This window comes from Alcanivorax sp. (genome assembly GCF_017794965.1).
GTDB lineage: Bacteria > Pseudomonadota > Gammaproteobacteria > Pseudomonadales > Alcanivoracaceae > Alcanivorax.
In genome coordinates this window covers 1,734,755-1,747,141 of record NZ_CP051240.1, presented here as the reverse complement: position 1 = coordinate 1,747,141, position 12,387 = coordinate 1,734,755, and the positions used below count along the sequence as shown (strand labels likewise).

Sequence of the window (12,387 nt, the reverse complement as noted above, 5' to 3'; positions counted from 1 at the left end):
AACTTTAATCCAACTCATTGTGATTAACTCTCTAGGTGTGTAAAGCCAACAGGTTGCTTATAACAGGAAGTCTGCTGATGCGCGGTCGCAGATAACGGCTTTGCAATCGCTTGAGAAGCAACTCGTTTCCCTGAGAGCGAGGTGCAACGATGGCCGTGAAGTTGATGCTTGCGGGGTTCTTGCAGGCATCAGCGAAGGCATCGTACAACCGCAATAGATCAAAGTGTCGATTTTATAGTTCTTAACCACGCCGCCACCTGTCGACATAAGCCTCGGTACCCAGCATGCCAACAGGCGCCTGGAATGGCATCGAGAGACACTTTCACGCTTCATCAAGTAATGCTATTGAAGGCTGTGGCGTAGCAGAAGAGCATGCCAGAGGGAGCAGAGCTGGCGATCAATAGTTACATAGCTCAATATTAAACATTGACATGGGGGCTACCCCAAGGTTTATGTTGTTAATAGCACATTGCTTCGGACTATGCTGACACCATATGTTTATTGCTCGGTTTTTCATTAGTTGCCTATTTCTGCTTAGCATCTCCTTGCAGGGGATGGCAGCGGTGCAATTGGCGCAGCCTTGCCCCATGGAACAAACCATGATGCAGGCAGACATGGATGACCGTTGCAGCATGATGTCCGCCATGCCACAAAACGATTGTTGTCTGGATGGTGAATCCAACACGCACAGCGGCCCGGTTTGCAAGCCTGGCCAGGAGTGCCATGCTGGGCAGCTCTCGATCATGAATACGGCTCCGGCGGTTTCTTTTCAGGCAGCAAATCCGGCTACCCCTCATTTTTCTAACCCTCTCTATCTCCCCCTTGCCTTATCTACCATCTGGCGACCGCCTCTAGCACTTTCTCACTGATCTTTTCGGGGTCCGGCCTGGTCTGGGCCCACTGAGGGCGCGTTGCGCGCCATGATCCGTGTTGGAGTGACACATGTATTGGATATTTCTGAGCGCCGGCCGGTATCGGCGCGCACTCGGCTGGCTAGCGCCCTCCCTGCTGCTAGCTAGTGTCCAGGCGTTTGGGGCAGAAGGCCTGACTTTTAATCAGGCGCTACAGCTCGCCTTACGTCAATCACCGGAATTGCGGGCGGAATCGGCCCGCGTCGAGGCCGCTCAGCAGGCAGAAGGGCCTGCCGATGCTTTGCCCGATCCCACCCTGATTCTTGGCCTCGACAATGTACCTGTGGATGGCGCCGATCGTTACAGCCTGTCGAGTGATTTCATGACCATGCAGCGTATTGGTGTAACCCAGCGTTTCCCCAATCGCAGCAAACGCACAGCAAGGGCAGAAGGTGCCAGACAGCAAATCGGCTTAACGGAGGCCACGAAAGAGGCCACTCGTCTGGCCGTGCTGCGTCAGACCGCTCAAGCCTGGATTGAGCTCCACACTCTGGACCGTCAACTAGTCCTGCTGGAAGAACTCATTGCTGAAAATCGTTTGTTCGACAAGGCAGTGCGTGCCCGGCTTTCATCGGGTCAAGGAAAGGCTATTGATAGCGTGGCACCCAGGCAGGAAGCCGTGACATTACTGGATCGGCGAGATGCTCTTCTGGCCAGGCAACGCCAGGCTAAGGCTCGTTTAATACGCTGGCTGGGGGAAGCCGGCCGGCAATCACCGGCTGGCCAAGCACCTGATTTCGCCATCAATGCTGAACAGTTACTGAATAGCCTGCATAAGCACCCTGAACTTGAGATAGCGTCGCGTCAGGCTTCTGTCGCCCAGGCTAACGCGGACGAGGCTCGTGCCGCCAAGAAGCCGGACTGGGCTTTAACTCTGGCTTATATGAATCGTGAAGAATTCAGTGACATGGCGATGCTACAGGTCAATGTGGACCTGCCATTGTTCAGCCGGTCGCGCCAGGGGCCTCGCATTGCCTCGGCGGAAGCTGAGTGGCAAGCACTGGAATCTCGTGCAGAGGCGGTACGTCGCGAACATGAAGCGATGCTGCAGAGCGATCTGGCCGAATATGAACGCCAGGAACGCACGCTTGCCCGGCAACGGGAGCGACTGGTGCCTCTGGCAAAAGAGAAAGTGGGATTGGCTAGGGCCGCTTGGCGCGGCGGTGATGGCAGTTTGGCCGATCTTGTACGGGCACGTAGCGAATGGCTGGACGCCAAACTGAAGGAGATTGATCTCAGCGGGCAGTATGACCAGCAGGCAGCCGCCCTCCATTTTACCTACGACCACCACGGCATGGTGGGCGAGGAGCAAGATAATGAACATTAAACGCAATGCCTTGATCGGTTTGGCTGCCTCGCTGTTGTTGCTAGCCGGAATATATTTGGGCCGTTACGTCACCCCTTCGCAGAGCAGTATATCGATGGCGATGGACAGCGGTGAAACCAACAGCAAAGCGGATGAAAAGGAAGTGCTGTACTGGTATGACCCTATGTATCCCCAGCAGCACTTTGACGAGCCCGGGCCCTCACCTTTCATGGATATGGAGTTGGTGCCCCGTTATGCCAATGGTGGTGATGATAGCGATCAGCCAACGGTCCGTATTGATGCAGCCATGGTACAAAATCTGGGAATTCGCAGTGCCTCGGTGGTCGTGGCTCAGTCACAATCTCAGCTTGATGTCACGGGGTTGATTGCTTACAACGACCGCGCCCTGACACGCCTGCAAAGCCCCGCGCCTTCCTTCGTAGACAAGGTCTGGCCTCTGGCTGAGGGCGACACTATCTCCAGTGGTCAGCCGCTGATGCAATTGAGAGTTCCGGCCTGGACTGGAGCTCAGCATGAATGGCTGGCCGTGCTCGGCAGCGGCAACAACGAACTGATCGTCGCCGGGCGGGAGCGCCTGTTGTCATTGGGCATGCCTGCATCCCTGATCCGAAGTATTGAACGCCAACGTAAACCGCTGGAAACCTGGACGGTGACAGCTCCGCATGATGGCGTGATACGCAGTCTCAATGCTCGTGCTGGCATGACGCTGTCGGCCGGTGCTCCCGTGGCGGAGATTCAGTCACTCAACCCCGTGTGGGTGGAGATAGCAGTCCCGGAACGCCAATTGGGGCAAGTCAGTAGTGGTAACGCTGTTGACGTGACCGTTCAAGGAGTGAAGCCAGCACTGCGTGAGGGGCAAGTTGCCGACATTCTGCCTCTGGTGGATCAGTCCAGCCGAACTGTGCCGGTGCGAGTGACCTTGTCCAATGACGAGGGTGATCTGCGTCCGGGCATGAGCGCTCAGGTACGCATTCATGGCGAAGCCACACAGAAAGCATTGGCCGTACCAACCGCAGCCTTATTGCATACAGGAAAGCGCAGCCTGGTGATGCTTGATGAGGGGGAGGGCCGATATCGTCCGCAGGCAGTGTTGCCGGGGGGCGAGCTGGGAGACCAAACGCTGATCCTGGCAGGGCTGAAGGAAGACCAGAAGGTGGTTGTCAGTGGTCAGTTCCTGCTCGATTCCGAAGCCAGCCTGCAAGGCATTGCCGTTCAGGAGCTGGCTATGTCAGATGAGACGGAAATGATGAACGCACTGCACTATGCCGAAGGTGTTGTCGAGCAACTGAATGGCAGCAAAATAATGCTGGACCATGGCCCTTTCAAGAGCTTGTCCATGCCTGCCATGACCATGCGTTTTAACCTGGCGAATGAACAAGTAGGCAAAGGGATATCGGTAGGTGATCGCGTGCGCATTGGCATTCGTGATACAGACAAAGGGTTGATTGTGGAGCGCCTAGAAAAGCAGGTGGCGGAACAAAAAGACACCCAAGTGAATTCGTTGCATTACGCCGAGGGGGTTATCGAGGGGCTATCCGACGGCAAGGTCAAGCTTAAACACGGTCCTTTTAAGACGCTCGGTATGCCTGGCATGACCATGCGCTTTCGTCTTGCCAGCGAACAGGTGGCCAGCGATATAGCAGTGGGCGATCGTGTGCGCGTCGGCGTCAAAGATACCGATAATGGCTTGACTGTGGTGTCTCTCGACAAACAGGAGGTTGCACCATGATCGCTACCCTGATTCGCTGGTCGTTGGCTAACCGATTTTTGGTGCTGCTGGCGACGCTGTTCATGAGTGCGTGGGGAATCTGGTCTATCAACAATACCCCCGTAGATGCTTTACCGGATCTGTCCGATGTACAGGTGATTATCCGCACCAGTTACCCAGGTCAGGCACCGCAGCTGGTGGAAAAACAGGTTACCTATCCACTTGCCACCACCATGCTGGCCGTGCCAGGTGCGCGCACAGTACGTGGTTACTCGTTCTTCGGTGATAGTTATGTTTACGTGTTGTTTGAAGATGGTACCGACTTGTATTGGGCACGCTCACGGGTGTTGGAATACCTTAGTCAGGTCCAGTCTGAATTGCCGCGTACAGCACGACCATCACTTGGGCCAGACGCTACCGGTGTCGGCTGGATTTATCAGTACGCATTGATCGATCGCACCGGCCAGCATGATCAATCGCAGCTAACCTCGATACAGGACTGGTTTCTAAAATACGAGCTGCAGACTCTGCCTGACGTTGCAGAAGTGGCAACCATCGGTGGCATGGTACGTGAATATCAGGTAGTCCCTGACCCGGTCAAACTCGCCAGCCATGGGATTAGTCATCAACAAGTACGCAAGGCGATAGAACAAGCTAACCAAGAAACCGGGGGAGCAGTGCTGACGCTGGGCGAAGCGGAGTTCATGGTGCGCTCCAGTGGCTACCTTCAATCACTCGAAGATTTCCGAAAAATCCCACTAAAACTGGTTGATGGGGTGCCAGTACAACTTGGAGATGTAGCGCAGATTCGCCTTGGTCCGGAGATGCGGCGTGGTATTGCCGAGCTGGACGGAGAAGGGGAAGTCGTCGGCGGGGTCGTCATTCTGCGTTCGGGCAAGAACGCCCGCGCTGTGCTATCTGCCGTGCATGAGCGACTTGAGACACTGCGGGAAAGCTTGCCGGAAGGGGTTGAAATCGTCACTACCTATGATCGAAGTGAGCTGATTGATCGAGCAGTCACAAACCTAAGTTACAAATTGATTGAAGAGTTCATTGTAGTCGCACTGGTGTGCGTATTGTTTCTTGGCCATTTGCGTTCGTCACTGGTGGCCATCATTTCCCTACCGCTGGGAATCCTTGCTGCCTTTATTGTGATGCGTTACCAGGGCATCAATGCCAATATCATGTCGCTTGGCGGCATTGCTATCGCTATCGGCGCGATGGTGGATGCAGCAGTGGTGTTAATCGAGAACGCCCACAAGAAAATTGAGATTTGGCATCGGGATAACCCAGGGCAATCTCTGACTGGTAATGCGCATTGGCGAGTCATAGAGCAAGCAGCTGTCGAAGTGGGGCCGGCGCTGTTCTTCTCGTTGCTAATTATTACCTTGTCGTTTATTCCTGTCTTTACCTTGGAAGCACAGGAAGGGCGGCTATTTGGCCCACTGGCATTTACCAAAACCTGGGCTATGGCGGCGGCAGCCGGCCTATCGGTGACATTGGTTCCACTGTTAATGGGGTACTGGATTCGGGGAAAGATACCTTCCGAGGAAAGTAATCCAATCAGTCGCTTTTTGATTAGTTGTTATCAACCCGTACTAGAGCGAGTCTTGGCGTGGCCGAAAACCACCTTGCTGGTTGCCGGTTTAGTTTTTGTTACCGCCTTTTGGCCGCTAAGTCAGCTTGGTGGTGAATTTTTGCCACCGCTGGATGAGGGCGATTTGCTGTATATGCCAAGTGCCTTACCAGGCTTGTCAGCACAAAAAGCTACCGAGCTTCTACAGCAGACCGATCGGTTGATCAAAACGGTGCCTGAGGTGGAGCAGGTGTTCGGCAAGGCGGGGCGTGCGCGGACAGCGACTGACCCTGCACCATTGACGATGTTTGAAACCACCATCCGTTTCAAGCCCAAGGACCAATGGCGTGAAGGCATGACAACGGAGAAGCTTGTCGAAGAGCTGGACCGTATTGTACGCGTGCCTGGACTGGCAAATATCTGGATTCCTCCGATACGCAATCGTATCGACATGCTTGCCACTGGCATCAAGAGCCCAATTGGCATCAAAGTAGCGGGTAATGACCTAGAGATCATTGACCAGGTGAGCCGTCAAATCGAACAGGTAGCCAAACAAGTACCCGGTGTCTCCTCAGCATTGGCTGAACGGTTGACTGGTGGTCGTTATGTGGATATCGATATTCGGCGTGGCATTGCGGCTCAGTATGGCCTCAACATCGCGGATATTCAGTCGGTGGTCAGTGGTTTGATTGGTGGTGAAAACATCGGTGAGACAGTGGAAGGGCTGGAGCGTTACCCGATCAGCCTTCGTTATCCTCGCGAGTGGCGCGACACGGTGCATCGCTTACGCGATTTGCCCATAGTCACTCCCGAAGGAAAACAAATTACCCTAGGAACTGTGGCGGATATCAAGATTACCGATGGGCCACCGATGTTAAAAAGTGAGAATGGCCGACTGTCTGGGTGGGTGTATATCGATGTGCGGGGGCGTGACCTGGCCTCGGTAGTGGATGATCTACGTGTCTCAGTGAATGATGGAGTCAGGCTGCCAGAGGGGGTCAGCTTGTCCTTTGCCGGTCAGTTTGAGTTCCTGGAGCGGGCCAATGCGAGACTGAAAGTGGTGGTGCCGGCGACCTTGCTGATCATTTTCGTACTGTTATTCCTGACCTTTCGCCGTGTAGGTGAAGCCTTGCTGATTATGGCGACGTTACCGTTTGCGGTGACCGGCGGTATCTGGTTCTTGTATCTGCTGGACTACAACTTGTCGGTGGCTACTGGTGTCGGCTTCATCGCCCTGGCGGGTGTCGCTGCCGAGTTTGGCGTAATCATGTTGCTGTACCTAAAGCAGGCGTGGCAGGAGAGACAGGAGCAGGGCCAAAAGGGTGAAGCTGCCTTGATGGGTGCTATCCGTGATGGCGCGGTATTACGTGTTCGACCTAAGGCGATGACTGTAGCTGTTATTATTGCCGGCCTTCTTCCGATTTTCTGGGGGGGAGGTACAGGTAGCGAGATCATGAGCCGCATTGCTGCGCCCATGGTAGGAGGGATGGTAACAGCACCTTTGTTATCACTTTTCGTACTGCCCGCAGCCTATCTGCTGATGCAACGACGTGATAGGAATCCGGATTGACCAAGCTTAAAGCTTGGGTGGTAATCTCCTAGTCTTGGCGCCGGATCAGCTGCTGATCCGGCACTGATAATTGAGGGGGGGCTGCGATACCCCCCCCCGAAACGAATAGTCATGTCCAGATGCCCTATGGATGGCTGGTTGTGGTAGAGAGTCACAGGGGTAATAACTTATTTCTCTATAGAACAATAGGTTACGATGTTTTTGGGGGATTTTGCACGTTTGTCTGCCAACCCTCAAGATGGCACCATTTACCTCCGGGCTGAACGAAGTGGCGGCGGAGATGGACGAGTTTACACAATCACTTATCGTGCAACGGACGAAAACGGTAATGTAGGCTTCGGTTCTGCCGAGGTTCTCGTTCCGCATTCCAAGGGCAAGTAGGGCAAGCAAAGCCTTATGTCATCGGGCCTTGGTCAGGGCTCATTAGAACAGAGGGCAGGAGAAGAGCCCCCAGAGCAGTGTGACGACTTTAGGGCTTTACGTGGATGTTACGACGACTTTAGGCCTTCAGTTGTAAGTTTAGCCCTTGTCTTGAAATAGTTTAGATCTTTAGTTGGTCGGCCAGCTGACATGACCCACTGAATTATCTCAAATACTGTATTTAACATAATATACATTATGCGGATCTATGATTGTTCCTTGCCTGGGTCGGACAGCTTAAACACTCTGCTTCGTAAAACCCGTAACTATGAACGATTCGGATTTGCATCCAATTGTACATAAACGTTAAATCCTCCCATCGGGTTCCATTCACGCTTCCCTGGAGACGGCTCTGTCTATGTTCGCCTTCCGCATCATCATCTTGACTCTTTCATCGCTGCTGCCTGCTTTGGTGAACGCCGCCACGCCGGTTAGTCTCGCAAAGGTTGAAATGCAGCAGCCTGTGCGCGAGCTGATGATCAACGGGACCTTGTCGGCCGATCAGTCTGCCCGCCTGTCTGCGGCTGTTGCCGGCCTGGTCAGCCGGGTTCGTGTTGATATCGGTGATGTGGTGGATACAGGCGATGTCTTGCTTGAGCTGGATCCGGAATTGAACCGCCTTGCCTTGCAGCAGGCACAGGCCACCCGTCGGCAACAACAATCAGCATTAAACGACGCCCAGCGCCGGCTTGAGGAGCCAGCAGCCTGATTGCCCGCCGCAGTATCGCTGCCAGTGAAGTGCGCAGTCTGGAGTCCGAGGTTGAAGCTGCCAAGGCCGCCCTCGCAGCCAGTCATGCTGACGTGGGTCGACAGCAGGCATTACTGGAGCGCCATACCCTGAACGCGCCGTTTGCTGGCGTGATCAGCGCCAAACTCACCGAGGCCGGTGAATGGGTCAGCCCGGGGATGGCCGTTTTCGAGCTGGTGGGCAGTACGGATCTGCATGCCGATTTCGCCGTCCCACAACGTTATTTTTCACAGCTCTCTCTGGCAACGCCACTGACAATACGGGTAGAGAACAGCCCCACCAATAGCTTGCAAAATAGTGCTATTGCCGCCGATATCACTACCATCGTCCCTGTGAGCGACCCTTCAGCCAGAACGTTCGTGATTCGCGCCAGCGTGCCAGCCAAAGGCCTGACGCCGGGCATGGCCGTGTTCGGTTCCCTCGCTATTCAATCATCGGAAAAGCAACCGGTGATCCCCCGTGACTCACTGCTACGGAATGCCCAGGGGAATGTCTCCGTGTGGGTGGCTGAAGAGGCTGACGAGGGCTTGGTCGCGCGGCGCAAGGTTATCCGGATCCGCCCAGGGCAGTCTGATCCTGTGATTGTCACTGACGGCCTGAGCGCCGGTGACAGGGTTGTAATAAGAGGAAACGAGAGCCTTCGTGACGGCGATCTGATTCAGGTGGCTCGCTAATGTTTGAGCGTATCGTTCGTAACGGCACCCTGATGACGGTGATTGTGCTGATCATCACCCTGCTCGGCATCCTGGCGGCTCTGCGCATTCCTGTGCAGATGATTCCCGATCTGGAAGTTCGCACCATCACTGTGCTGACGCAGTGGCCCGGGGCAACGCCGCAGGATGTGGAAAAGGAAATTCTCATTGAGCAGGAGGAGTTTCTGCGCAATCTTCCGAATCTCCGCAGGCTCACGGCCACGGCCTACAGTGGTGAGGCGGAAATCGAGCTGGAATTTCCCTTTGGGGTGGATATCACGGATGCACTGATCCGCGTAAATAATGCGCTCAGCCAGGCGCCCTCCTACCCCGACACGGTGGATCAGCCGCAGATTCTTTCCACCTCGTTCTCCAGTAACTCCTTCATGTATTTCAGCGTCTATCCCCTGCCCGGCAACCCTCGCGGTCTGGACATGGATATGATGCGCGACTTTATTGATGACGAAGTACGAGCGCGCATGGAAAGTGTGCCTGGTGTCTCCATGGTGCAGATGCGCGGTGGCGCGCAACGGCAGATCCAGGTGCACCTGGATGCCCAGTCGCTGGCCCAGTTCGGGCTGACGGTGGTGGATGTCCGTGACGCCTTGCGGGCACGCAACCGGGATGTCTCCGGGGGCGAACTGGATAGTGGCAAGCGGCGTTATCTGCTTCGCACGGTGGGTCGGTTTGGCACACTGGAAGAACTCAACAACCTGATCCTGCTGCGCCAGGGGGATTCTGTTGTCAGGCTTGAGGATGTGGCTTCTGTGACCCTGGACCACTCCCCTGTGCGTCAGATATCCCGTTTCAATGGTAACCCGGTGATTACCCTGGCGGTGCGCAGGGAGACCGGCTCCAATGTGATCGACATCAAGTATGCCATGCTCGATCAGGTCGAGCTGATTCGTGAAGAGGTGCTGAAACCTGCCGGGATGACCCTGTCACTTATTTCCGATGATGTTCGCTACGTGGAAGCGTCGGTGGCCAATGTGTGGACAAACCTCGCTATCGGCGCGGCATTTGCCACCCTGGTCATGTTCCTGTTTCTGCGTTCGGTGCGTATCACCGCCGTAGGGGTGATCGGGATTCCCATCTGTACCATTGCGGCTTTCCTGGGCCTGCTGATTGCCGGGCGCACCATCAATGCCATTTCCATGGCCGGCATCGCCTTTGCCATTGGCATGACCCTGGACAATTCCATTGTGGTTCTGGAAAGCATCGAAATGGAGCGGCGCCGAGGGCTGGATCGCATCAAGGCTGCAGTAAACGGGATCCAGAAGGTCTGGCCTGCGGTCTTTGCGTCAACCATGACCACGGTGCTGGTGTTCTTGCCGGTGGTGTTCATTCAGGAAGAAGCTGGCCAGCTGTACTCGGATATTGCCATTGCCGTGTCGGCGTCCATTCTGGTGTCCATGCTGGTTGCCATGACAGTGATCCCCACCCTCTCTGCCCGTCTGGATTTTTCAGCGGTCATGGATCACGACGGCGGCCATAGTCGCTGGATGGCGGTTATTCACAAAGGGGCATCCTGGCTTTCTGCCAATCGTCAACGACAAAGCGCCACGCTCTTGGTCACACTGTTGTCCGCTGCGGCAATCGTGGTGTTTCTTACCCCACCGGCGGAATATCTGCCCGAGGGGGAGGAGCCCAAAACCTTTGCCAGCATGAATGCGCCGCCCGGCTATAACCTGGAAACCATGACGAAGATTGCGACCGAGGTGGAGGCGCAACTACTGCCTCTGGTCGGTGCGGATCCTGAGGCCTTCGAACGCGGTGAGCTGGCCATCCCGCCCATGAAGTACATCAATATGGGGGTCAGTGCCGAGAACATGCGCATCATCGCCGAACCGCTGGATCCTGCTCACATGGAGCCGTTAATGGATGGGCTGACCCGGGTGTACCGGCAGTATCCCGGCATGCGTGCCTTTGCGGCCCGGGGGTCGATCATCTCCAGCAATGATGGCGGCACCCGCAGTGTGACCCTGGATATTGCCGGTGCAGACCTGGCACAGATCTATGAGGTGGCAAGAACCCTGTATCGTGAAGCGGAAACGGTCTTCGAAAACCCGCGCATCCAGTCACAGCCGGCCAGTCTGTCTCTGGCACAACCATTGTTGGAAATTCGCCCGGATTGGGCGCGCGCGGCAGAAGTCAGGTTCACTACCCAGGACCTGGGCTACACCGTGGCGGCCCTGACCGATGGTGCCTTTCTGGATGAGTTCTTCATGGGTGACGACAAGATCGACATCTATGCCTATAGCCAGCAATCCGGTACGGCTCCCAACCTGACCGCCCTCCCCGGCCTGCCGGTACACACGCCCATTGGCGCTACGGTACCCCTTTCTTCACTGGCAGATCTGCAAGAAACGGTGGATACCAGTGTGGTCCGACGGGTCAACGGGCGCCGTACGGTGACGCTGAATATCATCCCGCCGCGTGCTGTGGCGCTGGAAACCGGCGTGCAGGAAGTGCGGGCCATGGTGCAGCGGCTGCGTGACCAGGGGGCCATCCCGGACAGCATCAGCATTTCACTGTCCGGCGCCAGTGATCAGTTGCAGGCCACCCAGCAGTCACTCAGTGGCAATTACGTGGTTGCCTTGTTGCTGGTCTATCTGTTGCTGGTGGCGATCTTTCGTCACTGGGGCTATCCCCTGCTGATCATGACTACCATTCCACTGGGGATCGCCAGTGGCTTGCTGGGCCTGGCACTGATGAATGCGGCCGGCATCAGTCAGCCCTTCGACATGATCACCATGCTGGGCTTCCTGATCCTGATGGGCACGGTGGTCAACAACCCGATCCTTATTGTTCACCAATCCACGGAGAATCTGCGCGCTGGCAGCGCACCGGCCCAGGCCGTAAGTGATGCGGTGGCCACCCGTTTGCGGCCCATTGCCATGACCACCATCACCACTGTGTGCGGGCTTGCCCCGCTGGTATTGATACCTGGTGAGGGCACAGAGCTCTATCGGGGTGTGGGTGCGATCGTATTGTTTGGCCTGTTGGGGAGCGCGATTGTAACAGTAACCTTCCTTGCCGCCCTGACGGCGCTGGTGCTGAGGACGTCACAAAAGGCGTCCGTCGCAACCTGATGATTTAGTGTGCGGGTAACCTTCACCCTTGGCGGGTGCCTGTGGCAGTATCAATAGCATCTTCAATGGCATCACCAGGGGTGGGATATGCCGGTCAGGGGCGAATCCAGATTGAAGGTAAAGGGTTTCAGACAGGCCACCGGCTATGCCGGCCGGCCCTGTGCCCTTGTGACCAGACAGGTTTTGAGAGCAAACCGCTATTCCCCGGTGTCCGGCTATCGCACAGCCACCGTGCCCAATGAGTCTCAGGCGGCCCAGCCCAGGGATTGCCTACCCCTTCTTCTATATACCCTATATCGGTCGCGGCCCCTTTTTCGATCCGGGCCTTTATCTTTCTTCCCGG

General features: G+C 55.8%; 6 protein-coding genes and 1 pseudogene. All 7 read left to right on the top strand.

Features of this window, described 5'->3' with window-relative positions; translation table 11 throughout:
* Nucleotides 1–82: 82 nt before the first annotated feature.
* Nucleotides 83–217: pseudogene (locus HF945_RS07790) on the top strand (Cd(II)/Pb(II)-responsive transcriptional regulator); the annotation flags it as partial.
* 725 nt (nucleotides 218–942) lie between these two features.
* Nucleotides 943–2,238, top strand: coding sequence for a TolC family protein (locus HF945_RS07785; RefSeq protein WP_035246375.1), 1,296 nt, complete (start codon nucleotides 943–945; stop codon nucleotides 2,236–2,238).
* Nucleotides 2,228–3,967, top strand: coding sequence for an efflux RND transporter periplasmic adaptor subunit (locus HF945_RS07780; protein WP_035246376.1), 1,740 nt, complete (start codon nucleotides 2,228–2,230; stop codon nucleotides 3,965–3,967). Before HF945_RS07785 ends, HF945_RS07780 begins: the two co-directional genes overlap by 11 nt.
* Nucleotides 3,964–7,092: an efflux RND transporter permease subunit gene (locus tag HF945_RS07775; RefSeq protein WP_290525175.1), complete on the top strand. Its 3,129-nt coding sequence runs from the start codon at nucleotides 3,964–3,966 to the stop codon at nucleotides 7,090–7,092. Before HF945_RS07780 ends, HF945_RS07775 begins: the two co-directional genes overlap by 4 nt.
* Before the next feature lie 871 nt (nucleotides 7,093–7,963).
* Nucleotides 7,964–8,221: a biotin/lipoyl-binding protein gene (locus HF945_RS07770; protein ID WP_290525174.1), complete on the top strand. Its 258-nt coding sequence runs from the start codon at nucleotides 7,964–7,966 to the stop codon at nucleotides 8,219–8,221.
* 29 nt (nucleotides 8,222–8,250) lie between these two features.
* Nucleotides 8,251–8,934 (top strand): efflux RND transporter periplasmic adaptor subunit, encoded by a 684-nt coding sequence (locus HF945_RS07765; protein WP_290525173.1) that lies wholly within the window; start codon nucleotides 8,251–8,253, stop codon nucleotides 8,932–8,934.
* The gene (locus HF945_RS07760) at nucleotides 8,934–12,044 is read left to right on the top strand and encodes an efflux RND transporter permease subunit (protein ID WP_290525172.1); all 3,111 of its coding nucleotides are present in this window, start codon (nucleotides 8,934–8,936) and stop codon (nucleotides 12,042–12,044) included. The genes HF945_RS07765 and HF945_RS07760 overlap by 1 nt, the downstream gene beginning before the upstream one ends.
* The last annotated feature ends 343 nt before the right edge of the window (nucleotides 12,045–12,387 follow it).